The organism is Cellvibrio polysaccharolyticus (assembly GCF_015182315.1).
Classification (GTDB): Bacteria; Pseudomonadota; Gammaproteobacteria; order Pseudomonadales; family Cellvibrionaceae; genus Cellvibrio; species Cellvibrio polysaccharolyticus.
Map to the genome: position 1 here is coordinate 630,251 of NZ_PRDL01000001.1, position 26,146 is coordinate 656,396.

Annotated in this window: 26 protein-coding genes and 1 other RNA gene; 17 read left to right on the forward strand and 10 right to left on the reverse strand. The window is 53.1% G+C overall.

Translation table 11 applies throughout. The features are described from left to right. Positions 1 to 4: 4 nt before the first annotated feature. The 3 genes from serA to tsaA all read right to left on the reverse strand — a co-directional run bounded on the left by serA (position 5) and on the right by tsaA (position 2,855). On the reverse strand, positions 5 to 1,234 hold the full coding sequence (gene serA, locus C4F51_RS02860) for a phosphoglycerate dehydrogenase (RefSeq protein ID WP_193906992.1): 1,230 nt from the start codon (positions 1,232 to 1,234) through the stop codon (positions 5 to 7). Positions 1,235 to 1,354: 120 nt separating this feature from the next. Continuing rightward, positions 1,355 to 2,074: a DUF4197 domain-containing protein gene (locus tag C4F51_RS02865; RefSeq protein ID WP_193906993.1), complete on the reverse strand. Its 720-nt coding sequence runs from the start codon at positions 2,072 to 2,074 to the stop codon at positions 1,355 to 1,357. Positions 2,075 to 2,138: 64 nt separating this feature from the next. Further along, positions 2,139 to 2,855, reverse strand: a complete 717-nt coding sequence (tsaA, locus tag C4F51_RS02870; RefSeq protein ID WP_193906994.1) for a tRNA (N6-threonylcarbamoyladenosine(37)-N6)-methyltransferase TrmO — start codon at positions 2,853 to 2,855, stop codon at positions 2,139 to 2,141. A gap of 357 nt (positions 2,856 to 3,212) precedes the next feature. Here tsaA and C4F51_RS02875 point away from each other — a divergent pair, with 357 nt between their 5' ends. After that, the gene (locus C4F51_RS02875; RefSeq protein WP_193912300.1) at positions 3,213 to 4,178 is read left to right on the forward strand and encodes a choice-of-anchor A family protein; all 966 of its coding nucleotides are present in this window, start codon (positions 3,213 to 3,215) and stop codon (positions 4,176 to 4,178) included. An 85-nt stretch (positions 4,179 to 4,263) separates the two neighbouring features. Here C4F51_RS02875 and C4F51_RS02880 read toward each other — a convergent pair whose 3' ends face one another. Continuing rightward, entirely contained in the window at positions 4,264 to 4,797 is a 534-nt protein-coding gene (locus C4F51_RS02880; protein WP_193906995.1) for a YrzE family protein, read from the reverse strand. Positions 4,798 to 5,018: 221 nt separating this feature from the next. Between C4F51_RS02880 and C4F51_RS02885 the strand changes: the two genes are divergently transcribed. Then, positions 5,019 to 6,101, forward strand: coding sequence for a DUF2868 domain-containing protein (locus C4F51_RS02885; RefSeq protein WP_193906996.1), 1,083 nt, complete (start codon positions 5,019 to 5,021; stop codon positions 6,099 to 6,101). Then, positions 6,101 to 7,492, forward strand: a complete 1,392-nt coding sequence (locus C4F51_RS02890; RefSeq protein WP_193906997.1) for a DUF3482 domain-containing protein — start codon at positions 6,101 to 6,103, stop codon at positions 7,490 to 7,492. The genes C4F51_RS02885 and C4F51_RS02890 overlap by 1 nt, the downstream gene beginning before the upstream one ends. On the opposite strand, the gene rpiA is transcribed toward C4F51_RS02890, so the two are convergent. Continuing rightward, positions 7,483 to 8,166 carry a ribose-5-phosphate isomerase RpiA gene (gene rpiA, locus C4F51_RS02895; RefSeq protein WP_193906999.1) on the reverse strand — a complete coding sequence of 228 codons (684 nt, stop codon included), beginning with the start codon at positions 8,164 to 8,166 and terminating at the stop codon, positions 7,483 to 7,485. The genes C4F51_RS02890 and rpiA overlap by 10 nt on opposite strands. A gap of 260 nt (positions 8,167 to 8,426) precedes the next feature. Here rpiA and ilvA point away from each other — a divergent pair, with 260 nt between their 5' ends. Both ilvA and C4F51_RS02905 read left to right on the forward strand, forming a co-directional pair. After that, positions 8,427 to 9,941 (forward strand): threonine ammonia-lyase, biosynthetic, encoded by a 1,515-nt coding sequence (gene ilvA / locus C4F51_RS02900; protein WP_193907001.1) that lies wholly within the window; start codon positions 8,427 to 8,429, stop codon positions 9,939 to 9,941. 317 nt (positions 9,942 to 10,258) lie between these two features. After that, positions 10,259 to 12,838 (forward strand): family 20 glycosylhydrolase, encoded by a 2,580-nt coding sequence (locus tag C4F51_RS02905; RefSeq protein WP_193907003.1) that lies wholly within the window; start codon positions 10,259 to 10,261, stop codon positions 12,836 to 12,838. A 102-nt stretch (positions 12,839 to 12,940) separates the two neighbouring features. On the opposite strand, the gene C4F51_RS02910 is transcribed toward C4F51_RS02905, so the two are convergent. From C4F51_RS02910 to C4F51_RS02925, 4 genes are all read right to left on the reverse strand, one after another. Further along, positions 12,941 to 13,555: a 5-formyltetrahydrofolate cyclo-ligase gene (locus C4F51_RS02910; protein ID WP_193907005.1), complete on the reverse strand. Its 615-nt coding sequence runs from the start codon at positions 13,553 to 13,555 to the stop codon at positions 12,941 to 12,943. A gap of 40 nt (positions 13,556 to 13,595) precedes the next feature. After that, a non-coding RNA gene (ssrS, locus tag C4F51_RS02915) (6S RNA) lies at positions 13,596 to 13,774 on the reverse strand. Positions 13,775 to 13,907: 133 nt separating this feature from the next. After that, a complete protein-coding gene (locus tag C4F51_RS02920) occupies positions 13,908 to 14,198 on the reverse strand; it encodes a cell division protein ZapA (RefSeq protein WP_193907007.1) in 291 nt (96 codons plus the stop codon). Positions 14,199 to 14,215: 17 nt separating this feature from the next. Beyond that, complete coding sequence (locus C4F51_RS02925) at positions 14,216 to 14,422, reverse strand: TIGR02449 family protein (RefSeq protein WP_193907008.1); 207 nt, start codon at positions 14,420 to 14,422, stop codon at positions 14,216 to 14,218. 136 nt (positions 14,423 to 14,558) lie between these two features. Between C4F51_RS02925 and C4F51_RS02930 the strand changes: the two genes are divergently transcribed. The 9 genes from C4F51_RS02930 (at position 14,559) to C4F51_RS02970 (ending at position 21,698) form a co-directional block, all read left to right on the forward strand. Continuing rightward, on the forward strand, positions 14,559 to 15,215 hold the full coding sequence (locus C4F51_RS02930; RefSeq protein WP_328701295.1) for a UPF0149 family protein: 657 nt from the start codon (positions 14,559 to 14,561) through the stop codon (positions 15,213 to 15,215). Between the two features lie 20 nt (positions 15,216 to 15,235). Continuing rightward, positions 15,236 to 16,552, forward strand: a complete 1,317-nt coding sequence (gene pepP, locus C4F51_RS02935; RefSeq protein ID WP_193907009.1) for a Xaa-Pro aminopeptidase — start codon at positions 15,236 to 15,238, stop codon at positions 16,550 to 16,552. Positions 16,553 to 16,583: 31 nt separating this feature from the next. Further along, the gene (gene ubiH, locus C4F51_RS02940; RefSeq protein WP_193907010.1) at positions 16,584 to 17,873 is read left to right on the forward strand and encodes a 2-octaprenyl-6-methoxyphenyl hydroxylase; all 1,290 of its coding nucleotides are present in this window, start codon (positions 16,584 to 16,586) and stop codon (positions 17,871 to 17,873) included. Then, entirely contained in the window at positions 17,857 to 19,071 is a 1,215-nt protein-coding gene (locus C4F51_RS02945; RefSeq protein WP_193907011.1) for a UbiH/UbiF/VisC/COQ6 family ubiquinone biosynthesis hydroxylase, read from the forward strand. Before ubiH ends, C4F51_RS02945 begins: the two co-directional genes overlap by 17 nt. Positions 19,072 to 19,092: 21 nt before the next feature. Then, positions 19,093 to 19,593: an MgtC/SapB family protein gene (locus C4F51_RS02950; protein ID WP_193907012.1), complete on the forward strand. Its 501-nt coding sequence runs from the start codon at positions 19,093 to 19,095 to the stop codon at positions 19,591 to 19,593. A 144-nt stretch (positions 19,594 to 19,737) separates the two neighbouring features. Then, positions 19,738 to 20,079, forward strand: coding sequence for a hypothetical protein (locus tag C4F51_RS02955; RefSeq protein WP_193907014.1), 342 nt, complete (start codon positions 19,738 to 19,740; stop codon positions 20,077 to 20,079). Between the two features lie 292 nt (positions 20,080 to 20,371). Further along, complete coding sequence (locus C4F51_RS02960; RefSeq protein ID WP_328701297.1) at positions 20,372 to 20,581, forward strand: cold-shock protein; 210 nt, start codon at positions 20,372 to 20,374, stop codon at positions 20,579 to 20,581. Between the two features lie 131 nt (positions 20,582 to 20,712). Then, positions 20,713 to 21,030, forward strand: a complete 318-nt coding sequence (locus tag C4F51_RS02965) for a DUF3301 domain-containing protein (protein WP_193907016.1) — start codon at positions 20,713 to 20,715, stop codon at positions 21,028 to 21,030. Positions 21,031 to 21,131: 101 nt separating this feature from the next. Continuing rightward, complete coding sequence (locus tag C4F51_RS02970; protein WP_193907018.1) at positions 21,132 to 21,698, forward strand: NUDIX domain-containing protein; 567 nt, start codon at positions 21,132 to 21,134, stop codon at positions 21,696 to 21,698. On the opposite strand, the gene C4F51_RS02975 is transcribed toward C4F51_RS02970, so the two are convergent. Beyond that, the gene (locus C4F51_RS02975; RefSeq protein ID WP_193907019.1) at positions 21,676 to 22,398 is read right to left on the reverse strand and encodes an acyltransferase; all 723 of its coding nucleotides are present in this window, start codon (positions 22,396 to 22,398) and stop codon (positions 21,676 to 21,678) included. The two genes, C4F51_RS02970 and C4F51_RS02975, sit on opposite strands and share 23 nt — an antisense overlap. A 122-nt stretch (positions 22,399 to 22,520) precedes the next feature. Between C4F51_RS02975 and C4F51_RS02980 the strand changes: the two genes are divergently transcribed. The 3 genes from C4F51_RS02980 (at position 22,521) to C4F51_RS02990 (ending at position 26,122) form a co-directional block, all read left to right on the forward strand. Further along, on the forward strand, positions 22,521 to 23,129 hold the full coding sequence (locus C4F51_RS02980; protein ID WP_193907020.1) for a class I SAM-dependent methyltransferase: 609 nt from the start codon (positions 22,521 to 22,523) through the stop codon (positions 23,127 to 23,129). A gap of 124 nt (positions 23,130 to 23,253) precedes the next feature. Then, positions 23,254 to 24,411, forward strand: coding sequence for an AGE family epimerase/isomerase (locus C4F51_RS02985; RefSeq protein ID WP_193907021.1), 1,158 nt, complete (start codon positions 23,254 to 23,256; stop codon positions 24,409 to 24,411). Positions 24,412 to 24,553: 142 nt separating this feature from the next. Next, entirely contained in the window at positions 24,554 to 26,122 is a 1,569-nt protein-coding gene (locus tag C4F51_RS02990) for an MFS transporter (RefSeq protein WP_193907022.1), read from the forward strand. The last annotated feature ends 24 nt before the right edge of the window (positions 26,123 to 26,146 follow it).

Consider the following 26,146-nt stretch of genomic DNA (forward strand, 5'->3'; position numbering starts at 1 on the left):
TAAATCAGAACAATACGCGACAACGAATGGTTCCTTCCACATTGCGCAGCTGCTCAAGAGCAACCTCACTATACGGGGAATTGATGTCTAATACTACATAGCCCACTTTATCATTGGTTTGCAGATATTGCGCGGCAATATTGATGTTATTGTCAGAAAATACCTTGTTAATGGCAGAAAGTACACCCGGAACGTTGGCATGAACGTGTAACAGGCGGTGTGCTTCCGGGTGTCCGGGCAGTGCCACTTCAGGGAAGTTGACCGAACTGGTGGTGGTGCCGTTGTCAGAATACTTGATCAGTTTTTCTGCCACTTCTACACCGATATTGGCCTGGGCTTCCATGGTGGAGCCGCCGATATGCGGGGTCAAAATCACGTTTTCCAGGCCGCGCAGCGGGCTGATGAACTCATCGCCATTGGCTTTGGGCTCTTCCGGGAATACGTCAATAGCGGCGCCGGTCAGGTTGCCAGCTTTGATTGCATCGGCCAGGGCATCGATATCAACCACGGTACCGCGAGAGGCGTTGATCAGGATGGCCCCTTTTTTCATCAGCTCGATTTCACGACGGCCCATCATATTGCGGGTGGCACCGGTTTCCGGTACGTGCAAGCTGATGATGTCAGAAGTTGCCAGCAGTTCATCGAGGCTGCGCACCTGGGACGCATTACCCAGCGGCAGTTTGGAAACCACATCATAAAACTGTACGTGCATGCCCAGCGACTCGGCCAGTACGCTGGTCTGGCTGCCAATAGAGCCGTAGCCGATCAAACCGAGGGTTTTGCCCCGAATTTCGTAGGAACCGGTGGCTGATTTGTCCCAGCCGCCGCGATGGCAGATGAAGTTCTTGGACGGAATATTGCGCAGCAACAGAATGGCTTCGGCAATAACCAGCTCGGCCACCGAACGGGTGTTGGAGTAGGGGGCGTTAAAAACGGCTACGCCGAATTCCTGGGCGGCTTTCAAGTCCACCTGGTTGGTGCCAATGCAGAAGCAGCCGGCGGCAATCAGTTTTGGCGCATTTTCAAAAACGCGGCGGGTCAACTGGGTGCGTGAGCGCAAGCCAACAAAATGTGCATCCTGAATTTTTTCGATCAGCTCATCTTCTGCCAGCGCAGTTTTCAGGTATTCGATATTGGTGTAGCCGGACTCCAGCAGGGTATCGACGGCTGACTGATGGACACCTTCCAGCAGCAGAAATTTGATTTTGCTTTTGTCCAGGGACGTTTTGCTCATGAATATTTAACCTCGAAGACGGGCTGATTCGGGTAGCTGAAAAAGAAAGGAAAAACCGGAATAAAAAGAAGGGCGGCATAATACCACAGGCGCCGCCCGGTGTAAGACGCACTTGCCCGATTATTGGGCAAAAACAGCACCGATAATGCTACTTCCGCGACCAATCGGGTCTTTACGGATCTGTTTCTCTTCTGTCGCGATCTGGCGGAACAGGCCATTCAGGCTTTGCTCCAGCACATGTTGTTCAAGATCCAGCGACGGCTTGTTAGCCAGCGGCAGCTGGTTGTAGGTGTTTAACAATTGCTGATACTGGTTATAAAAGCCGATTTGTTGCAGGTTCTGTTTGATGATGGGCGCGTAGCGCTGACGCAATATCGTTTCGGTTTGCTGGCGGAAATAGTCGGTGGCGGCGGTGTCGCTGCCACGAACAATCCCCAGCGCATCGGTAATGGTCATGTTCTTAACCGCGGTAATAAAAACTGCCGAGGCTTCGGCGGCGGCCTTTTCGGCGCCCTGGTTCATCAGGTTTTCAACCCGATCCAGCTGCGAGCCAAGGCCGAGTTGACGCAAATTTTTGGCCAGCGGTTGCAGGTTCTCTGGCAGAGCAATGCGATACAGAGCGCTTTGGCTGTAACCACCGGTGGTCGCCAGTTGCGTAGCGGCCCTCGTGCTGCCCAGTTCCAGCGCTTCCTTGATACCGCGCACCAGCTGCGCCTGGTTGTTATAGCCGGAGGCGCTGGCAACGTCAGCCCCGGTTTGCATCACCTGCGGCAGGTTGGCAGAGCAGGCGGTCAGGGTAAGCAGTGGCAGGGCAATGCAGAGTGTTTTCAGAAGAGGCATAAATCGGTTTCCAATATCTATTCATGTGTAAAAAGCTAACAGTATCGACCCTGGCAAAAAAGGCTCAGTTGATGTCGATAACTTCAATAACAAGCGGGTTTGAAAGGGTGTCATAGCGCCAGCGCACATTCACATCACACAGGCGGGCGCCGTAAATACGTTCGGCATCCGGTTGCTGATAGGCGGGGCGGGGGTCCTGTTGCAACACTTCCACCAACAATGTCCGTAAATTGCCATAAAGCGACCTGTTGCTCTGCTCCAGCTGCGCCAGACGGGTTTCTGCCTCATGCCCAAAGGTTACCGGTAGCAGGGGCGGAGGTTGGTCGGCAAAAAAATTGGTGGCGTTGGTCACGCAGTCTACATAGGGTACATAAGGTTTGATATCCAGCACCGGTGTACCGTCAATCATGTCGATGCCGGACAGCTCCAGCCAGCAGCGGTCGCCTTCGCAGTGAACCGCCTCCAGCTTTACCACCGATAAGCCGATTGGCGATGGACGAACCGGCGAGCGGGTGGCAAAAACCCCCATGCTGCGATTACCGCCCAAGCGCGGAGGACGCACTTTGGCGGACCAGGTTTTGCGCTGGTTGGCATGAAATACAAATTGCACCCAGATATGGCTGCAGGTTTCCAGTCCTTCCAGTGCTTCCGGCTGATTGTAAGGCGGCAAAAATTCCAATCGTGCGGTGGCATGCGCGGCCAGGCCCGGTTGCCGCGGGGTAGCAAATTTTTCATTGAAACAGCTGCGCAGAATGCCTATGGCGGGAAAACTGAATTCCATAAAACCGGGGCCCAAAAAGTGTAAAAAAGCACTTTTATACTGTTAAATTTATCGACACTAACGGCTTATCCTAAAAAATTGAAAAAGAGAATAGTTTTAGTGCGGGAATGTCGCTAAAATCATCAAAAGAGTGCGAAATGCGGCGGATTCAAAAACAATCGAACTGCTGTTTTTTTGTTCGACGCCTACTGTTATGTCGGCCAGATTTACATTAAAATGTGATCTGCTTCTCATGCGGTTTGTTAAGTGCATGGCCTAAAAGGAAAATTCGGCGCAGGTACAGTATTTGCTTTACTACAAGCGAATGAGCCGATTTTACGGCTCTCAAGGCTTTATTTCTACAGGAATGCCACTTATATGCGTATGCATGCAATCGCAAGAAATTTGAAAGTGTTAACGGGTGTTGTTTTGTTGGGTTTGACCAGCGTTGTATCCGCTACGCCGTTAAGTAACTACAACCTGATTGTGTTGGGCGATGTTAACGCCAACAGTCTCCATGTTTATGACCAGGCGTTTATCGGTGGCGACCTTAAAGGTGGCTGGTCCGAGTTTGGCAGTCGTATGGATAAATCTTCACGCGAGAACAGCGTTGAAGTAGCCGGTAAAATTACCTCCAATGGCGTTACCGTTCAGGCCGGTTATCTGGCGGCGGGCACTGCTTACAATGGCGGTATTAACTGTAATGGTAACGGCCTGAATCAGAACAAGGCTTGTAACACTACTGACAATACCCTGGCGGGCAAAACCCAGGCGTTGGCAAAAGAGTTGTATGCCGATAGCACGTTTTTCTCTTCCTTGCCGAGCAATGGCGATCTGTTTACTGCTGACCACAACAACAAGCGTTTCAGCTACACCGGTAGCGACAGTGTTGCGGTGTTCAATCTGGATGGCAGCCAACTGTTTGCTCAGAACAGCAACTGGTCATTGAATGCCGGTTCTGCTTCTACCGTTATTATTAACGTGGGTGGCAAGTCCATCTCCAATAATGGCGGTGTGAACTTTAACAATGGCTTCCAGGCATGGGCCAACAGCAACAATATTGGTGCCAGCAATATTCTCTGGAACTTCTATGAAGCGACCAGCATTAACTTTGGCTCAAGCCGCATCAATGGTTCGGTGTTGGCTCCTTATGCTGATGTAACCATGTGGAATGATTTTGACGGTGCTTTGGCTGCCAAGTCTTACTCAGGTTCAGGCCAGGTGCATAACCATTTGTTCAACTGGACGGCTGCACCGGTAAGTGAAGTTCCGGAGCCATCTGCGATGTTGTTGATGCTGATGGGCCTGGGTTTGTTAGGTCTTGCGCGGTTGCGTCGCAACTGAGTTTGCTTAAAGGTTTACACGTTTCATCATGTTGTTAAGGCGAGCCTGGCTCGCCTTTTTTATGGCCATAATTAACGGCCCGCCGTTAAAGCGATTGGGTCGTATCGTCTGCTTTCTGATGCAGAATTTTTTCAGCTTCTTCCTGTTGCTCGCTGTTGGCAGCATGTACTGCCACCACGAATTTACCTTCCTTTAATGCCTGGCGGGCATTCATCAAATACGCCTCATGATCCGGCCGCAAGGTTAATAGACCACCCAGCATCATGCCGCCTACCGCACCGAAAACCAGCAAAATAAGCGCGCTGGTGTAGGCATTGTTGGTGATAAATGCAATGCCGATTGCCATCAGCAGCGCAAACAGTAACAGCCCGGCTACTGCGCCGGCGGCACCCAACCAGATATGTGAGCGCACCAGGGTTTTCCAAATGCCTTTGTCTTCCGGCTCCAGGCCTTTGCCGGTATGAGGATCGTGCGGGTTGAGAATAAAGATCTGGGCATCGCGAACGCGGGTGTTTTGCCGCAACCGCTCGGCTGCATCCAGGGCTTCACTCTCGCTGGTAAAAACGGCTGCGATTTTATGATCGAAGCTTTCGCCACTGACAATATTGGCTGACATCATTCATCCTCCCGGATTATTGCTTTTATACAAGCCTGGCTTATTGCCACCGAAACCGTCATCCGGATTGCCAGTAGTGTGACCAATGCAACAGACCTGAGAGGCATAACCGGCAAGCAGGCGTTGCCGGGTTTTTATAAAACGCCCCCGGTTGCCGGGCATGTTGTTGAGCGAACACTGCTGGTAGTATCCGCGTTTACCTTTGCTGATGATGGATGCGCCTCTTGTCTTTATTTCGCTGGCCCTTTGCCACGGCACCTTCTGCCGTTGCACTTTCAATTCGCCTGACGCCACTTACGGCGCTGGCTGCCTTCGTGCTGGGCATTGTGATGGCGGCGGCCGGGCTGGCTTATTCTGCCGAGGGGCGCATCAACGTAATTTATGTGTGGTTATTGTGGGCCGGGCTGCCTTTACTGGGTTCGTTGCTTGCGGTGATTCCGGCCTTGACCGGGCGCCGTCGCCCCTGGCTGTTCCGCTGGCGTCAGCAACATGCACAATGGCACCCCTCCCTTGCAGAGCGCTTGTCGATGGCGTTGTTGTTGCAAGTCTGGTGGCTTATCGCTGCTCTGGGGCTGTTGTGCGGCTTCGGCTTTTTACTGCTATTTTCCGACCTGGCATTTGGCTGGCGCTCCACTTTGTTGCAGGGCCCCGAGCCGCTTTATCACCTGGCTCGCGGCCTTGCTCTTCCCTGGCGGGAACTCTGGCCTGCCGCCTTGCCCTCTATGGAGCTGGTAGAGGCAACCCGCTTTTACCGCATTCAGCCAGCGCCGGTTGATCCGCAATTAGCCGGTGGCTGGTGGTCATTTTTATTAGCCAGCATGCTGGTTTACAACCTGCTGCCACGGTCTCTGTTGGCGGGCATTCTAATATTGCGATTACAGTTGCTGAAGAGAAAAGTACCGGTGGTTAGCGGTAGTACGGCGGTAGTGGATCGTGGTGCCGAGCCGGTATTGCAAGCGCGTTCGTTACAGGATTGGCAGCAGGTGCCGGTGATCACCTGGGAGCTGGCGGATGCCGGTGTAGAGGCCGCGGCGTTGCGCCTGGGTAATAACGATTGGCAGCGTGACGAACAGCAATTTCGTGATTGGCTGAAAAGTCCGCAAGAACATCTGGTCTGGCAGGTTAATGCAGAGCGCTCGCCGGTGGCGGAATTGGCTGATCTCATCACCATGGCGCGCAGCGATGGCATTCGCCATCAGGCGTTGCGCGTTGTCAGCGGACCGCAAACAGATCCGCAGCGTCACATCGCCAGTTGGCAAATGTTTGCTGCCCGGCAGGGGCTGGTTTGGCTGGAGCAAGTAAGTTGATGGATAAAATCCCGCATTTGAGCGTGGTCGGTCACCCTAACAAAGGGAAATCATCGCTGGTGGCGACGCTGACGGAAAATGATAGCGTGCGCATCAGTGTTGAATCCGGCACGACCATTCAGGCTGACAGTTTCGAGTTTCAGGTAGAGGGCGCGGTGTATTTGCGCCTTACGGATACGCCCGGTTTTCAACGCTCCCGTCAGGTGCTGGCCTGGTTGCAATCCGCGCCGGACGCCGATGCCGATCGCCCGGCGCGGGTCAGAGCCTTTCTTGCCGAACCCGGCCATGCCGAGCGCTTCCCCGATGAAGTTGCCTTGCTCGCGCCTATCATGGCTGGCAGTGGCATCTTGTATGTAGTGGATGCCAGCCAGCCGGTCACCGCGGCCGATGAAGCAGAAATGACTATTCTGCAATGGACCGGACAACCGCGTATGGCGGTGATGAACCCGATGGGGGTGGCAACGCTGCAAAGTGTCTGGCAGCCACTGTTGAGTGGTTTTTTTCAGCAGGTTTTGTTGTTCAACCCGTTAACAGCAACACCGGCGCAGCGATTGGCTTTGTTGCGCTCGCTGGGCGATCTGGCGCCTGGCTGGCAAAAGCCGGTTGCTGCTTTATGCGAACGTCTGGTATTGCGCGATCACCAGCGCCTTGAAGCCATGGCGCACAGTCTGGCGCGTTACTGGATTGAACAAATGGCGCGTCGCGAGCCGCTGACATTGCTGGATCAGCAGGGCTTTAACCGTGCGGGCGACAAGTTGCGCCAGAAGCTGGACGATGCCGAAACCGCATTTTGTCGCGAACTGCTGGCATTGTGGGGGCATCGTCAGGCATCACTGGCGCGTGAGGTCGAATGGGAGTTGGGCGATGACAAACTCATGAATACCGAAACCTGGTATTTATGGGGGTTAAAGCAAAAGCAATTGGTGCTGGTAAGTGGTGCAGCCGGTGCCGCTACCGGGCTGGTGGTAGATTTGGGGGTGGGTGGCACATCCATGATGTTAGGCGCGGTATCCGGTGGTGTGCTGGGTTCGCTGGGTGGCTGGTGGGCATCGCAACAACTACCCGGCAAACGGCTTGGCTGGCTACCACTCACCCGGCAAAAGCAATTTGCCGGGCCGGTGCAGCACCCCAATTTTCCGTTGGTGGTGATGGCCCGGGCGCTGGCGTTTGCACGGCAATTGCAATGGCGAAGCCATGCCAGACGCGAACAGCTGGCGTTGCAATCCAGTGCCGCGCACTGGCGTCAATCCGAGCAGGTGAATTTGTTGCAATGGGCGGGGGCTATCCGCAAGGACCGGTGGAAACCGGCCCAACAGGATGCGCTGTCAGGCTGGATTGTCGAGAAGTTATCGGCCGCCGATGACAACAGCGGCGCCAACAATCAGGACTGATATTTCGGATAAAGCATTCTTACACCGTCGGCGGTGCCCAATAACAGCACATCGGCACCGCGGCGGGCGAACAGACCGTTGGTTACCACACCGGTAATCTGGTTGATGGCGGTTTCCAGCGCTTTCGGATCGATAATCGACATGTTGTGCACATCGAGAATCACGTTGCCGTTATCGGTAATCACGCCTTCGCGGTACACCGGATCACCGCCCAGCTTCACCAGTTCGCGGGCAACGTAAGAGCGTGCCATGGGAATCACTTCAACCGGCAGCGGGAACTGGCCGAGCACATCAACCCACTTGCTCTCGTCAGCAATACAAACAAACTCTTTTGCTGCGGCGACGACAATTTTTTCGCGGGTCAGCGCCGCGCCACCGCCTTTGATCAATTCAAGATGGTGGTTGCTCTCATCAGCACCATCCACATACACCACCAGTTGATCCACGCTATTCAGATCAAACACTTCAATACCGTGTTCTCTCAAACGGTCGGCAGAGGCGTCCGAGCTGGCTACCGCACCACCAAAAGACTCTTTGATATTGGCCAGGTAATCAATAAAAAAGTTGGCGGTTGAGCCGGTGCCTACGCCGATAATATCGTCGCCGTGCAGCTTGGGTTTGATGTATTCCACGGCCGCACGGGCAACCGCCTGTTTCAGTTCATCCTGGGTCATGTCGCATCTCCGCGGGGCAGCTGTAAATTGCGCGCATTATACGTTTTTTCCTTACGATGGATGCGGCCAGCCGGCAAATTGTTTACCATGTAAGCCAACTCAATGGAAATCCCCGGTTGCGCCGGAAAAGAGATCCGTCCGGATTATCTGCCCGGTCCAGCCTTCGGCTTTATCCTCCCCGTCCCCTGACCCGATGTTGCCGGTGCAAGCGGTGAGTTGCCTTTTCCTGTTTTTCGTCGATCTGACCAACAAGGTCCTGTATGCCAGAGTCTTATATCAAACGTATTCTCAATGCCCGTATCTATGATCTCGCGGTAGAAACGCCGCTGGATGATGCCCGCTCGCTATCGCAGCGGCTGGATAATCGGGTGCTGCTCAAACGTGAAGATTTGCAGCCGGTTTTCTCCTTCAAAATTCGCGGCGCTTACAACAAGCTGCAGCAACTGTCGGAAGAAGAGCGTGCCAAAGGCGTGATTGCGGCATCGGCAGGAAATCATGCGCAGGGTCTTGCGCTGGGGGCAAAACACCTCGGCATCAAAGCGACTATCGTCATGCCGCGCACCACGCCCAACATTAAAGTGGACGCGGTAAAAGCGCGCGGCGGCAAAGTTGTGTTGCACGGCGACAGCTATGACGAAGCCGCCGCCCACGCGCAAAAACTGGTGGAAGAAAAAGGGCTTACCTATATTCATCCGTTTGATGACCCGGATGTGATTGCCGGCCAGGGCACCATCGCGCTGGAAATTTTGCGTCAGTTTCCCGGCCACATTGATGCCATTTTTGTGCCGGTTGGCGGCGGTGGCATTTGTGCCGGTATCTCCGCTTACGTGAAATACGTGCGCCCGGAGATCAAGGTGATCGCGGTAGAGTCTGACGAGTCGGCCTGCCTTAAAGCCGCCATGGATAAAAACCGTCGCGTTACTCTGCCGCACGTGGGCATCTTTGCTGACGGCATTGCCGTGGCGCAAATCGGCCAGGAAACCTTCCGTGTCATTCGCAACAGCATTGACGATGTGCTGACCGTGAACACCGACGAAATCTGTGCGGCCATCAAGGATATCTTTGACGATACCCGTTCTATTGCCGAACCTGCCGGGGCTACGGCGCTGGCCGGTTTGAAAAAATACGTGGCGCAAACCGGTTGCAAAGGGCAAACCCTGATTGCGATCGACAGTGGTGCCAACACCAATTTTGATCGCCTGCGTTACATTTCCGAGCGCACCGAATTCGGCGAACAGCGCGAGGCTATTCTGGCGGTAACCATTCCGGAGCGTCCGGGTGCTTACAAGGAGTTCTGTCAGGCGCTCGGCAAACGCAATATCACCGAGTTCAACTACCGTTATGCCGATCAGCGCGCCGCCAAAATTTTTGTCGGTGTGCAAGTGGGTGTTGGTGGTGCTGATCGCCAGGAATTGCTCACCGACCTGCAGGAGAAAGGCTACGAAGTGGTCGACATGACCGAAAACGAGCTGGCCAAATTGCACATCCGTCATATGGTGGGCGGTCATGCACACAACGTTGAAGACGAAGTGGTTTATCGCTTTGAGTTCCCCGAGCGGCCAGGCGCCCTCTACACCTTTCTGACCCGTTTGGCGGGGCGCTGGAATATCTCCATGTTCCATTACCGCAATCACGGCTCTGCCGCCGGACGTGTTTTTGTCGGCATGCAGGTGCCCAAAGCGGAGCGCGCCCAAGTCAAACAATTCCTTGATGAGCTGGGTTACCCCTACAAAAACGAAACCGATAACGAAGCCTACCAATTCTTCCTCGGCTGATTCGGTTCTTCGGTAAAAACCCCCTGCTGCCGGGCGCGGCAGGGGATCTCTTTTCTGTTTTACCTTTCTTTACCCCCGTCATCTTCGCCGCATTTTGTTTGCCAAATCGTTTTGATACATAGCTTTTACGACCTTGCGTGGGTATTTCACGGGCGTCTGATGATGGCCGCCGCTGCAAAATAGCCATTTCAGGGGTTTGTTTTCCTGGAATCTCGTGTAAGCTGGACAACGTTGTCTTTGTTGTTGGCCTGCTCGTTGCGAATTTCGCTGTCGGGGGCCAGTATTGAGTTCATCCTATAAAAAGCGGGAGCATAAAAATGAAGTGGTCAGGCTTACCAGCAATCCTGATACTGGCACTGGCGGGCACAGCCCAGGCCATGAACCAGCAACAACTGGCTGCCTTCGCCAGCGAAGCCGAATTACGCTTTGGCATTGAGCAAAATTTTGGTGATGGCGGCGTTAAAGCCAAACTGATGTTAAACAACGCCTCCAATATCGCCTTGCCCGCCGGTGCTGCCGACTGGGCGGTATATTTTCACTCGGTGAGAAAGATCGCCAGTGATGAAGGCCAAAGCAAAGGTTTGCAGTTCCGCCATATTCAGGGCGACTTGTACTCGGTAACACCCACGGCACAATTTGCCGGTTTGAAAGCCGGTGAGCAACTCGAGGTGGTTTATTCCCCGTCCTCTGCCATGGTGAATTACAACGATTTTATGCCACGGGCATTTATTCGTTACGAAAAATTACAGCCTGCCATTTTTGCCAATACCGACACTGAGAACATCCGTGACTTTGTTGAGCCATTGGTGCGTACCAATCAGGTATTGCGCCACGACGAGCCGGATTTATTTACGCTGGCCACCTCGGCATCGCGCTACGAAGACAATCTCGATATCAACCGCATTGCGCGGTCATTAAATGACACCGCTGCGCCGATTATTCCTACCCCCAAACAAGTGACCTATCAAAAGTCACAAACCCGTATTGATGGCCAATGGAAAATTCATTTTGCCGGGCGGGTAAAAAACGAAGCGGAATATTTACAGCAACGTTTAACCGATGTGCTGGGGCAGTCACTCGCCTTGCAGGCCGGTGTGGTCGAGCGCAAGGCACGTAGTATTCAGGTGAGTGTGGGAAAACAACTGGGAAAAAACAAAGTCCCTGAAACGCCGGAAAGTTATGCGCTGGAAATTACGGCTGATCAGATAACGATTGTCGGTTCTGATAATGCCGGTGCTTTTTACGGTATTCAAAGTTTGCTCAGTTTATTGCCTGCCGAACCGGCCGGCAGCGTATCGGTGCCGCAGTTGTTAGCACTGGATAGCCCGCGTGCCGAATGGCGCGGCATGCACTATGACATGGGCAGAAATTTTCATGGCAAGGACGTTACCTTGCGTTTGATTGAGCAAATGTCGCGTTACAAATTGAACAAGTTGCACCTGCATTTAACAGAAGATGAAGGCTGGCGTTTGGAAATTCCGGGCTTGCCGGAATTGACTGATATAGGCGCTTTCCGCTGTTTTGATTTGAGTGAGCAACATTGTTTGTTGACGCAGCTCGGCACCGGCCCGTCCCGTGAGGGCTCAGGTAACGGCTTTTATTCGGTGGATGATTTCATCGAGATTCTGAAATTTGCCGCTGCACGTCATATCGAAGTTGTGCCCGAAATTGATATGCCAGGGCATGCGCGTGCCGCCGTAAAAGCGATGGAAGCTCGTTACAACCGCCTGATGAAAGAGGGCAAAAAAGCGGAAGCAGAACAATTTTTATTGTCAGACCCGGAAGACAAATCGGTTTATATGACGGTGCAAAATTACACCGATAATTCCATGAACGTCTGTATGGAATCTTCTTATGCGTTTGTTGATAAAGTGGTTTATGAGCTCCAGCAAATGTACCGCAAGGCGGGGCTCAAACTGAACATTTTTCATATGGGTGGCGACGAAGTTGGTGTGGGTTCATGGGAAAAATCACCGGCCTGTCAGCAATTTATTGCCAAAACTGATGGCATCAGTGGCGTTGCCGATCTCAAGCCCTGGTTTGTCAGTCGTGTTTCTGCACTGGCCAGCAAACGCGAATTGGCTCTCGCCGGTTGGGAAGATGGTTTGATGTATGATGCCAACAATACATTCAACCGCTCCCAATTTGCCAACGACCGGGTGCTGGCCAATGCCTGGGATAATATTTGGGAATGGGATGTGGCCGACCGTGCTTATCGTCTGGCAAACGCCGGTTACGAAGTTATTCTTTCCCATGCTACACATTTGTATTTTGATCACCCTTACGAAGTGAATCCGGAAGAGCGCGGTTATTATTGGGCGGCGCGTTTTACCGATGCGCAAAAAGTTTTCAATTACATGCCCGATCATGTGTATGCCAATGCGGATAAAACCCGCTCCGGTGCCGATATTGATAATCTCGAAAACTATCTGGGGCGCGAGTTGGTACCGCTGGAAAAACCGGAAAATATTCTCGGTATTCAAGGGCAGGTATGGACAGAAACCATCCGCACCTCTGAACAGTTGGAAGAAATGATTTACCCGCGTTTGATTCCACTCGGTGAGCGTGCCTGGCATAAAGCAGCCTGGGAATCGGACAAGCCGGATGCGGATGCGCGTCAACGGGAGTGGAGCCGTTTCGCCGCTGTACTGGCAGCTCGTGAATTGCCGCGCATGGTGCGTGCCGGTGTGCAAATTTACTTGCCGCCACCCGGTGCCATTCGTGATAACGGCAAATTACTGGCGAACACCGCTTTCCCCGGTATGGCGATCGAATACAGTGTGGATCAGGGTAAAACCTGGCGCGAGTGGCAGGAGACCAGCGTCGTTGAAGCCGGTGAAGTGCTGTTACGCTCCCGCGCTGGTAATCTTGTCAGCCGCCCCACCGCCAGCGAGTAACGCAGCATAAAAAGCCCGGCAGACGATAAAGGTCTGCCGGGCTTTTTTTATTTTTGCATCAGGAAAAATTGCGAATGCTTTTTTCTGATGAGAAATTTTTGTTTATCGGGCGGGGGTAATCAATTCTTTATCGGTCGCAATGGCGGAGAGAGGTACATCCCACTCTTCAACGCCCAGGGCATCCACTTCCTGGCAGTGATGCGCAAGGCCAATCAGATGAGGCTTGCGTACCGGCTGGTTAAGCTTGAAGGCAAAGGTGGTGTCATAAAATCCGCCGCCCATGCCCAGCCGATTACCCTGACGATCAAAACCGACCAGCGGCAGCAAGGCGATATCGAGCAGGTTGGCTGGCAGTTTGTGATTCTGAAAGGGATCAGGTTCGCCAATGCCGTAGCGGTTGGTTTTCAGTGGCGTATTTTCTGAAAAATGTACAAACCACATTTCGCGCGGGCGCGTCGGGTGCAGTACCGGTAAATAGCACTGCTTGTTCATCTTCCACAATTTGCTGGCAATGACGGCCGGGTTCAGCTCTGCATCGCCGGCAAGATAAATAGCAATGTGCTGGCTGCGCAGGAAAGATGGAAATTTCATCAGCTGGCGCAATACCGCAGCAGATGCCTGATGTTGTTCCGCTGGCGTCAGCGCTTTACGACGCTGGCGAAGTTGCTGGCGCAAATCATTGCGAGACAAGTCAGATGCTGGAAGTATCGCCGTCATGAAGGATTCGGAAAGAAGTGGGAAAAATAAAGAAGAGAAAAAATGCCCCGATGATGCCGCTGCCAAGCGGGCCTTGAACCGACAGGCTCAAGGTGGCGATACCAGTGGTTCTTCAGGCTTTCCGTCAGGCGGACATGCACACCAAACTCAACGAGGTATTGCCGGTTACACATTTATCGGCTCAAGGACTTTGTCGGCTGGCAAACATCCCAGGGCTGAACACAGTATAGCGCTATTTGGCGCAGGGTTCTCAATTAAAAATTTATCAAAGCCGAAAGAAACGTTATAAAAAAATATAAAACCGGTTGGAACTTGTGCATTCCGTTTAAAAACCGCCCGGAATGAAAATGAATTAATCAGCGGCTTTTAAAGCCTGCTCAAGTTTTTCATGCAGGCGGCGCAATTCATTTTCGTTGCTGGCCGCGGTGCTGCCCGTTTTGGCTTGCAGCAACTCGTGGCTCAAATTCAGCGCCGCCATTACCGCGATGCGCTCAAGGCCGATAACTGCACCGGTGTTCCGAATCGCTTTCATCCGCTCATCCAGAAGCTGGGCAGATTGTTGCAACGCCTGGCGCTCTTCGCGTGGGCAGGCTACCTGATATTCCTTGTCGAGGATTTTTACAAAAACGGTTTCATTGCTCATAGGTGCAGGGTTCCGGCTTACTCGGTATCGAGATTCTTCAGGTGCGAGATCATGGCCTCAACGCGACTGCGCGCCAGTTCATTTTTTTCAATCAGGCGTGTGCGTTCCTGTTGCCATTCGCCTTCGCGGGCTTTCAGTTCAGCATTTTCCTGTTGCAACTGGTGACAACGATGGATCAATTGGTCCATTTTGTTTTCAAGTGCGCGTAAAAGATCGTCAGACATGAGATTTATAGCCATGTGATAGAGCAGGGAGTACTATATTGTGACCTCCGCAGGGGGTCAATGTTTGTGCAAAATTATTCAGGTTGTTTCGAGAAAAACGTATCTATCTACTGGCTGTAAAAGCAGTTTTTATAATGTGGCTACAGACGAAAAGTTTCCAACCGGTGTTGCTGCGGTAATCGTGATAGCATTGCCGCAAACATTTTGTGAGGTTTCCATGCCCGATCAACCCCTTCCTTCTGTTTCCTTTGACGAATTATCCAACACCTTGTTGCCGCTCGGCACAGTGAACAGCCCTTCCGAGCTGCAAGGTCTGCTGTGCGGCAAGTTATGTGGCGGCGCCAACCTGACCGAAGTCAGCTGGCTGTTGGAAGCGGTTGAGTTTCTGGATTTTACCAGTGCACCGGATGAAAAAGTGCGCCATTTGCTGACCCGTTTGTTTCATGCAACACGGCTGCAGCTGCACAGCGAGTTCGGCTTGCGTTTGATGTTGCCTGATGATGAAAGCGACATGGTCGAGCGCATTGCTGCACTGGGGCAATGGTGTCACGGTTTTCTTACCGGCTTTGGTACTACCGGTGCGCGCAACGAACTGTCGGAAGACGCGCGGGATACCTTGCAGGATCTGGCCGCTATCGTGCATATCACCGCCGATGACGAAGAGGAAGACGAGCACGATTATATGGAGGTTACCGAATACGTCCGTATGGCGGCCACCTCACTGTTTTACGAATTCTCCCCCGAGCCGCTCCCGCCTCCTGCACAAAATTTGAACCCGCCGGTGCTTCATTAAGTTGATTTGACGGATTAGCCATGACCATTACCCGACAGGAATTTGCCCGCCGTCGCAAGACACTGATGTCCCAGATGGAGCCGAACAGTATCGCGATCATTCCGGCATCGGCCGAAAAAGTGCGCAGCCGCGATACCGATTACCCCTACCGTCAGGATAGCGATCTCTACTATCTGTCCGGTTTTACCGAGCCGCGTACGGTGCTGGTGCTGATTCCCGGACGGGAGCATGGCGAGTTCGTGATGTTTGTGCGCGACCGCGATCGCGAGCGGGAGATCTGGGATGGTTACCGCGCCGGGCCGGAAGGCGCCTGTGCCGAATACGAAGCCGACGACGCTTTTCCTATTGATGATATCGACGATATTTTGCCGGGCCTGATTGAAGGTCGCGAGCGCGTCTATTATGCCATGGGTAAAGACAACGAATTTGATCGCCAGGTGATGGATTGGGTTAATACCATCCGCGCCAAGGTACGCTCCGGTGCCACGCCGCCGGGCGAGTTTCTTGATCTCAATCATCTTTTACACGATATGCGCCTGTTTAAAAGCGCCGCCGAGTTGCGCGTAATGCGTGAGGCTGGAAATATCACCGCCCGTGCCCATGTGCGAGCCATGCAACTGTGCAAGCCCGGTTTAATGGAATATCAGCTCGAGGCAGAAATCATGCATGAATTCGGCATGAACGGTGCGCGAGCGCCTGCCTACAACACCATTGTGGGCGGTGGACGCAACGGCTGTATTCTTCATTATGTGGAAAACAATGCGGCCTTGAAAAACGGTGATCTGGTATTGATTGATGCCGGCTGCGAACTGGATTATTACGCCTCGGATATCACCCGCACCTTCCCGGTAAATGGCAAATTCAGCATCGAACAAAAAGCGCTCTATGAGCTGGTGCTGGCCGCTCAGGAAGCGGCAATTGCTGCGGTGAAACCCGGTAATCACTGGAACGATCCGCACAATGCGACGGTACAGGTTATCACTGCCGGGCTGGTATCGCTGGGCTTGTTAAGCGGTGATGTTAATGAATTGATCGCCAGGGAAGCCTATCGCGATTTCTACATGCACCGCGCCGGGCATTGGCTGGGCATGGATGTGCATGATGTTGGCGACTATAAAGTCGGCGGCGTCTGGCGGGTGCTGGAACCGGGCATGGTGCTGACCATTGAACCGGGTATTTATGTCTCGCCGGATAACGATAAGGTGGCCAAAAAATGGCGCGGTATCGGTATTCGTATTGAAGATAATGTGGTTGTCACCAAAGACGGCCACGAAGTGATTACCAGCGGCGTTCCCAAAACCGTTGCAGATATTGAAGCCGTAATGGCGCCCGCCTGAATGCTGTCGGCGGTTTGTGGTGGATGAATCTATGACACAAGCGCAGCTGGATGTTGATATCGCCATTGTTGGAGGCGGTCATGTCGGTGGCACCTTGGCCGCATTGCTGGCTGCCAGCCGTTGCGGTTGGCGGGTTGCCCTGATTGAAGCCGGTTCTCTCTGGCAGCAGGCGCAGCAGACCACAACGGATTCGGCTGCCGGAGGCGATGCCCGCTCTACCGCGCTGTCGTTCGGCACGGTAGATATTCTGCGGCAACTGCAACTCTGGCATTTGCTGGAATCTCACGCGACACCTATCCGCACCATTCACGTTTCTGACCGGGGTCGTTTTCCCGGCACTCGTTTAAGTGCCGAGGATCATCAGGTCGAGGCGCTGGGTTATGTGATCGAGAACCACACGCTCGGGCGTGTGCTGGCCGGTTTTCTGCTGGCGCAAACCCATATCACTCTGTTTGACGCTACCCGTGTGGCATCGGTAACGCCGGTTGCCGGCGGTATGTGCCTGCAACTTCAACAGCAGGAAAAAACCATCACCCTCACGGCGGCGTTAGCAGTGGTGGCGGATGGTGGTGACTCGCCGTTGCGGCGCTCGCTGGGCATTCAGGTGCAGCAGCAGGATTACGCGCAAACCGCCATTATTGCCAACGTCACCTTTACGCATCCGCATCAGGGCGTTGCCTGGGAGCGCTTTACCGACTTTGGTCCTATGGCGCTGTTGCCGTTGGACGGCGCGCGTGGCAAGCGGGCAGCGCTTATCTGGACGTTGCCAGCAGCGGATGCCGAGCTCTGGTTGAATGCGCCGGATGCAGATTTTCTGACGGCGTTACAACAACGTTTTGGTACCCGGGCCGGACGCTTTACTCACGTTGGTCGGCGGGTGGCCTTTCCTTTGCAATTGCGGATTGCTCAGGAGCAAATTCGCCAGGGGTTGGTGCTGGTCGGTAACGCCGCCCACTTTTTGCACCCGGTTGCCGGCCAGGGATTGAACCTGGCAGTACGCGACTGTGTGATGTTGACCGAGGTGTTGAAAGAAGCGCGGGAACGCCAGCAATCACCGGGCGATCTGGCGGTGCTCAGGCACTATTTGCAACGTCAGCAACAGGATCAGTCGATCACTATTGATGCCAGCGACAAACTGGTGAAATGGTTTTCTACCCGGCATCCCCTTTACGTTACCTTGCGGCATCTCGGCTTTTTAAGTTTGGCGGGTGTGCCGGGCCTTGAACAATATTTTGCTGCCCGGGCAATGGGTACCGCAGGGCGCGCACCGCGCTGGCAACGCATGGCAATACAGGAGGCAGCTGATGCAACCGACCTATGATGTGATCATTGCCGGTGCCGGTATGAACGGCGCCGCCATGGCTTGTGCGATTGCCAGGTTACCGGAAGCGGCATCGCTGCGTATTGCCGTTATTGACGCAGCGCCTGCGGCAGCCGATTACCAGGGCGATGTGTTTGATCCGCGAGTGGTTGCGCTCACGCCCCGCTCCGATCAACTGCTGAGCCTGCTTGATTGCTGGGACAATATTCTCAATGAGCGTGCCTGCGTATACACCGATATGGCGGTCTGGGATGGCGAAGGTAACGCCGGTATTCAGTTTGCTTGTGATGAAGTCCGCTTGCCTTACCTGGGGCATATTGTTGAAAACTCTGTGGTTGTGCGAGCGTTACATGCACAGATGCAGGCCTGCAGTAATATTGAATTTTTGCATCCGGTGCGTCTTGTTAGCCTGCAAAAAAGTGACCCGACCCGTGGTGAAGCATTTACTCGTATAACCTTGGATGATGGTCGTGAACTGGTTACCCGTTTGTTGATTGCCGCCGATGGTGCGCAATCCGGTGTGCGCGACATGGCCGGTTTTGCTACCCGCGAATGGGACTATCAACAGCAGGCCATTGTGACTACCGTTGCGGTCAGTCAATCGCATCAGTTCACCGCCTGGCAGCGTTTTACCAGTCGCGGTCCGCTGGCTTTTTTACCCTTGCGCAATGGCAATAACAGCCGCTACTGTTCCATTGTCTGGTCTGCTGACAGCGATTTGGCGACGGACCTGATGGCGCTTTCGGATGACGCTTTTTGCGCAGCACTGGGGCGTGCTTTTGAATACCGTTTGGGCGAGGTGCAATCGGTAGTCGAGCGTTATTGCATTCCACTGCGTCAGCGTCACGCGCAGCAATATTTTCAACCGGGCATCGTACTGATTGGCGATGCGGCACACAGTATTCACCCGCTGGCCGGGCAGGGCGTCAATCTCGGTTTTCAGGATGTGGTTGCGCTTGCCGCTGAAATTGAGCGCGCGCTGCAACGCGGTATTCCCCTGCAGGATCTTTCCATCTTGCGTCGTTATCAGCGGCAACGCCTTGCAGACAATCTCACCATGATGACAGCGATGGAAGGTTTCAAACGTTTGTTTGGTCAAAAATCACCGGGCGTTACCTGGTTGCGCAATACCGGTTTACGGATGTTCGCCACCGTGCCTTTGTTGAAAAAATTTATCGTGCGTCAGGTAACCGGTTAAGCGGGCCGACAGGAGCGTTGCGTGATTCTCAATGACGTGTTGCGGATCTACCCTTTTGAATGGCATTCAGTGGGTGTGGCATTGTTGTGTGGTTTTATTATCGGTTTTGAGCGGCAATTGCGCGGCAAACCGGTGGGCATTCGTACGGCATCACTAATTACGCTGGGAACCTATTTCTTTATCGCTACGTCAATGCATTTGCAAAATGACGTAACCGATCCTTCGCGAATTATCGGACAGGTTATTACCGGTATCGGTTTTCTCGGCGCCGGTGTGATGTTGTCCCGCGATGGTGTGGTGCTGGGTGTAACTTCGGCAGCCACCATCTGGGTGCTGGCGGCGATTGGTGTTTGTATCGCCACCGGGTTTCCGGCAACCGCCGTTAAAATTTCGCTGGTGATCGTGTTTGTACTTTTTGGTGTCGACTTGCTGGAAGATTATTCGCAAGCACTGACACGCGGTGTGCATCGCAAATATCAGGGATGGAAAGGGCGTGGTGGCAGTAACGGATCGGATGCCTGAAACCGGTGCACAAAGTTGCGCCTGATACTGATTGTTTTCTGTCGCTAGCGCGGGCGTCAACTTTTACAAAGCAGTGTCGATTTTTTTATCAATGACATCATCCGCAGGGTGTGTAAATAAGTAACATATTGTTGGAATAATATTATGGCTGGCTGGGTTCGCTTTCTGGAAATTTTTTTACTGCTGATACTGACGGTTTCTCTGACCGGCTTTTTGTCATTTGTAAATTTGTACGGCTTTTTTCTGGCGCTGGTAACGGCGGCAATTATTTATGGTGTCTATCGTCGGCAGCGTTGGGGATACTTCAGTGCAGCCGCCTGGGGGCTGGCGTGTTACCAGTTGGCGAAGCAAGGTTATGAGTTTGCCGAGGTGAAGCGTCAGGTCATGGTCAGCGGTATTCTGGTGATTATTATTGCTATTATTTTGCACGAAAAAATAGCCCGTAAATCACCTGAACACCCCAACAGCAACAGCGATAATCCCTGAAGCAGATAACTGCTCGCCATTCTGTTGAATAAAAGCAAAGATTATTTCCAAATTAGTCTGAATGCGCTTGAACTCGCCATGCCGAAGTGCTTTAATTTTGAACTGCTACAGTTTGAGTTCCGGCCAAAGATCAGGCTTGTAAAAGGATTACTCCATTTGCTTCTATCCTTGGTTCGCTGCCCTGAACTTAGCAATAGCTTTATTAATAAGCTATTCCACTCTGGCTTTTAATAAAGTCGGTTTTTAAGTTTGGTCAGCTCCGCTGACGTTTTTGATGCAAGTCGAGGAAAGTATGTCAGATCTGGTCTCCGGTGTTGTTAAATGGTTTAACGACGACAAGGGTTATGGTTTCATTGAGCGTGAAGGCGGTGCCGACGTGTTCGTTCACTTCCGCGCAATTAACGGCTCTGGCCGTAAAACCCTGAAAGAAGGTCAAAAAGTGACTTTCGAAGTTACTCAAGGTCAAAAAGGTCCGCAAGCGGAGAACGTAACCGCTCTGTAATAGAGTTGTTACCGAGACAGAAGAGGGGCTGATTGCCTTCTTCTGTTCCTTAGCCGTTTCGCGCAGTTGATTTTTTCATCTGCGCTATTTTATTTTTGCTCAATTTTGGGCACATCCTTTCAAATTTCTTCATGCCGGATCTGACAAGCCTCTTTTGGCTCTTTCTGCTTTTCTTTGTGGGCTTCTATATACGCCGGGCACTTATGGCCAGGGAAAGTGCGTTTATAGCCGCTCGTCGCCATTGCGAAACCATGGGCGTTCAACTGCTGGATCAAAGTGTCTATTTGCGACGCATCTGGTTCAAGCGTAATGACGCCGGGCGTTTGTGCTTATGGCGCGCCTTTTATTTTGACTTTACGGTTCGCGGCGATGACCGCTATTTGGGGCGAGTTATTCTGCTGGGCAAACAGGTAACGGCAGTACAGCTCGACCCGCACAAATTTCATTGAAAAGCGCACCTTGATGGTGCGTTTTTTTATGGGTCATAATTGGCGCTTTTTCGCCGACATCAGGCTATCGCCGCACACGTCATTCAGGCGTTGGGAGTTTTATGACAAATGAGATAAAGGGTTGGCGCACCCGCTCTTCAAATACCGTTTACGACAATCCGTGGATTCGCCTCACACACAATGAGGTGATCACTCCCGCAGGCACTGACGGCATCTACGGGGTTGTGCATTTTAAAAACACCGCCATCGGTGTATTGCCGCTCGATCAGGATAATTACACCTGGCTGGTAAAACAAAGCCGTTACTCGCTGGGCGTTTCTACCTGGGAAATTCCCGAGGGGGGTTGCCCGACCGGAGAAGAACCTCTGGCCGCGGCGCGGCGTGAACTGGAAGAAGAAACCGGTTGGCAAGCGCGTCAGTGGCAGGAGTTGCTGACCTTGCACTTGTCCAACTCGGTAACCGACGAAAAGGCCATCGTGTTTATTGCCCGCGATTTATATGCGGGTGAGCAGGCGCTTGAACCCACCGAAGATATCGAAGTAAAACGTTTGCCTTTCAGTGAAGCGCTGGCGATGGTGCTGTCCGGTGAAATTACCGATGCGATATCCGTGGCTGCTATTTTGCGCGCTGCTCTTGATCCGGATATCAATCCTGCCGGCCGGGTTTGATCAGGCTGCGCAACCAGTTCAGCCAGCCATTGTTGCCCAGCAGGTAGCGATCCAGCTCCTGCTGCTGATGAAAATAATGCTCGGCGTGTTCAAACAGTTTTTCCCGTTTCAGCATGCGGCGGTTCGGGTTGATGGCTTTGATCACTCGCGCCGGATTGCCTGCCGCGATCACATTGGCGGGGATATCCCGGGTGACGACCGCTCCGGCGCCAATCACGCTGTTCTCGCCAATACGCACGCCTTTAGTCACAATAACCCGCTCGCCCAGCCAGACGTTGTTTTCCAATACCACCGGTTTGCTGCAACGGAAAGGTCGTATCCGGTTGTAAATGCCATGCCAGTCGCTATCGCTGATGGAAACATTGGCCGCCAGCATGACGTTATCGCCAATATGAATGGCGCGGTTGGATGAGATGCGAACCCCGGGCGAGATCAGACAAAAATCACCGATACGTATTTCGCCGCTATGCTGTTTGTCGGGCCAGGTGGTGAGGCGAACCGCATTGTCCGGCGCGCAAATAATGTGTGCATATTTCCCCAGGTGAATATGTCGGCCAAAAATAACCAGATGGCGGGGATGGGCAACCTCCGGCGTTGAGCCGAGACTGTCGAATTGCGTCGCAACAAAGCGTTTTACATACCAGCGGGTCATGGCATCGCGCCAGCGTTTTACCCGATATGGCGTATTATTGCGCCGCATAGATTGGCTCCGTTGTGCAGTCGTTTATCGCAAAAGTGATTATTGTAGTCGTATGTTGATAACCGGCGTGCGGCTATTGCGCTAATCAGGACGTGGTTTTAAAAGAGGAAACACAGATAACAATGTTGCCCCTGGATATAGAATCGGTAAAAGGTTTTCTGGATAAAGAAGAAGGTGAGCGTCTCTATCAACATGCGTTGGAGGCGGCCTTGTTGGGGCCGGTGGTAGAAATCGGCAGTTATTGTGGCAAGTCTACTGTCTGGCTGGGCGCTGCCTGCCAGCAGCGCGATCAACTGCTTTACGCGATCGATCATCACCGCGGTTCGGAAGAGCACCAGCCGGGCGAAGAATGGCATGATGCGGCTTTGTATGATGCCGAGCTGGCGCGCATGGATTCTTTTCCGGCGTTTCGTAAAACCCTGTTTCGCGCCGGGCTTGAACAAACCGTGGTGCCGGTGGTGGCCTCATCTGCCCAGGCGGCGCGTCATTGGCAGGCGCCCGTTGGCATGGTGTTTATTGACGGCGGCCACAGCGCGCAAGCAGCCCTGACCGATTACCGTTGTTGGGCGGGTCATATCGCCAAAGGCGGGTTGCTGGCTATTCACGATGTGTTTCCTGACCCGGCCGAGGGCGGCAGGCCGCCTTTTGATATCTGGCAATTGGCGCAGGTGTCCGGTTTGTTCCGCCCTTTACCGCTGTTTAAAACCCTGGGTGTTTTGGTGCGGTTGTAGTCTGATTGTTTGAAACCGGTTACATTTTGCGGCATTATGTCGCCCGTTTTTTGTGCTGCCAGCGTTGCCATATGTCCATGCCGGACGGCTGGTAGTAATCGTCATTTTATTTGCGAGTTTTGCTATGTCCCAATCTCTTCAGGCTGCAGCGCAGCGGCTGGAACGCTGGATCAAAGAAGATGCCATTCCCCTGTGGCTGGAACGCGGTATTGATACGGAAACCGGCGTTAATATCGAGCGCCTGGATGTTACCGGTGCGGTTGATCGCGAAGCTGATATTCGGGTGCGCGTACAGGCGCGTCAGGCTTTCTTTTTCGCTCAGGCCTATGACCGGGGCTGGTGCCCGCAAGGTAAGGACGTCGCGCAAAAGATGTTGCAGTTTGTGCAGCAACACGCGGCTCACCCGACCGCTGGCGGTGGTTACACCCATTTAATGAATCCGCATTACGAAGTCATTGATAGCAAGCAGGATCTTTATGATCACGCGTTTTTTCTGCTGGCTAACGCCTGGAGTTACCGCGCTTTTGGCGATGCAGCGGCGCTGGCCGAAGCTGACCGCTTGATCGCTCACCTGGATAAAAAATTCGGCGCGGCCAATGGCGGCTGGCTGGAAGGTGACTACGCTTACGCCTGCCGTCGACAGAACCCGCACATGCATTTGTTCGAGGCATTCCTGGCGCTCTACGACGCTACCGGCAATGCCAAATACCTTGCGCGTACTGCCGAACTGTTTGCGCTTTTTCAAACCCGCTTCTTCGACGAAAGCAACGGCCTGTTGTTTGAATTTTTCAATGATGACTGGACTCGCCTTGCCGACGCGCGCGGCAGTTGGGTTGAGCCAGGCCACATGATGGAATGGGTATGGTTGCTGGATTGGTACAGCCGTCGCAGCGGTCGTCCGGTGCAGGCGTATCTGGATGCCTTGTATGCGCGGGGTCTTGCTATTGGCCAGGCGCCATCAGGGTTGTTGTATGACGTGGTGGCAGAAAATGGCGATGTGGTTGACACCGGCAAGCGTTGCTGGGGTATTACCGAGCTGATCAAAGCCAGCCTGGTGCAGATCCGCTCCGGCCATCCGCAGGCTGAGGCAATCGCCATCAAGGCGGTGGATGACCTGTTCACTTACTACCTGAGCGCATCTACCGCAGGTTCCTACGTGGATCGTCGTGGTGCTGACGATGAAGTGATTGTGGATGTAGCACCTGCCAGTACGCTCTATCATTTGATCGTGGTGGCGGTCGAGCTGCTGGATCATTGCGAAGGACGTGTGCAAGCACGCTAGTGTGTGGTGAAGTCAGGGATGAATCTGACAAGTTGATCCCCAAGGGGTGGCGTGGCATTATCTGGCGCCACTCCTGCTTCGGTGCACGAGTATAACGATAAACATCTGGCCTATCGGCGGCCACTCACCGAGTGTTCTTTATATGCAAAAATCTACTCACAAACTTTCCCTGGGGGAAAAACTGGGCTACGGCATGGGGGACGCAGCGGCAAACTTTGTTTGGCGAAGCCTGTTTTTCCTGCCGCTGTTTTATACCGATACCTTCGGGCTGGCTGCTACCCACGCAGCAATCCTGATTCTGGTGGTTCGTTTATCTGATGGTGTAACCGATATTATCGCCGGCTCCATTGCCGACCGAACCAATACCAAAGCCGGTAAATTTCGCCCCTGGATACTCTGGTCATCGCCCTTTTTAGGCTTGCTGCTGGTGTTGATTTATTACACGCCGGATCTCGGTTACACCGGCAAGCTGATTTATGCCTACGTCATCTATATCGCCCTCACCATTGCCTACACCGCCAACAACGTTCCTTATGGCGCGTTGATGGGCGTGATGACCGACAGCGTTAGCGAGCGGGCCAGTTTGTCCAGCTTCCGTTTTATCGGTGCTTTTAGTGGTGGCTTGTTGGTCATGACGACCATGCCATGGCTGGTCGGCTATTTTGGTCAGGGCAACCAGGCGCTGGGTTATCAATACACCATGCCTATTTTTGCGGTGCTGTTGGTGATTCTGATGGTCATCACTTACGCCACCACCAAAGAGCGCATCAAACCGCCTGTGACGAGTGATAAAACCTTCTGGCAGGAAACCAAAGAGCTTTGCTACAGCATGCCGGTGATTTTGATTCCGGTGGTGGGCGTGAGCCTGTTTGTGATCAGTCTGGCGCAAACAGAATGGCCGGTTCATTACAAATATCTGTGTGCCGCTGCCGCGCTGGCAAGTTTTGCTTTGACCGTATGGCTGCGCTCCCGGTTGATCAAGCGCCCGCGCGAACTGATGAACAGTGGCCAGAAAGACCTGTCTGACCTGCTCACCAACAAGCCCTGGTTGATCCTGCTGACGGTGGGCATCATGTTCGGTTTGTTCACCGTTATTCGCCCCAGTGCTGCCGGTTATTACTTCAAATATTTCCTCGGGCGTGATGACCTGCTGGGTTATTACTTCCTGATTACTTTGCTGGCATCGCTGGCGGCTGCCATTGCCACCAACTGGTTGTCGCAGCGTTTCAACAAGCGCACGCTGATGATTTGTGCGTTTATCTTTGGTGGTATTTTCAGCGGCGCTATCTATTTTGTGCAGCCCGAGCAGGTCACGCTGATGTTGGTGCTGGCGGCTATCGGTGAGTTTTTCGCCGGTATGATGCCGGTGCTTTTCTTCAGTATGCTGGGTGATACCGTTGATTACTCCGAGTGGAAAAACAACCGCCGTGCGACCGGGTTGATGTATTCATCAGGTACTTTTATCAACAAAACCGGCCATGGTTTTGCCGGTGCATTGGTGTTGGTGATTCTGGCTATGTACGGCTACGACCCAAAAATCGAAGCCACGGTAACCGCTTCCATTAGCGGTATGGTGTTGCTGATGAGCCTGATTCCGGTGGGTATTTGTGCGCTGGGTGCGCTCTTCTCCTTCTGGTATCCGCTGAACGACAAGCAGATGAAGCAGATTGAAAGTGATTTGATTCAGCGTCGTGGTGGAAGTCTTGAGTAAGTTCGGTTGAATAAACAAAAACGC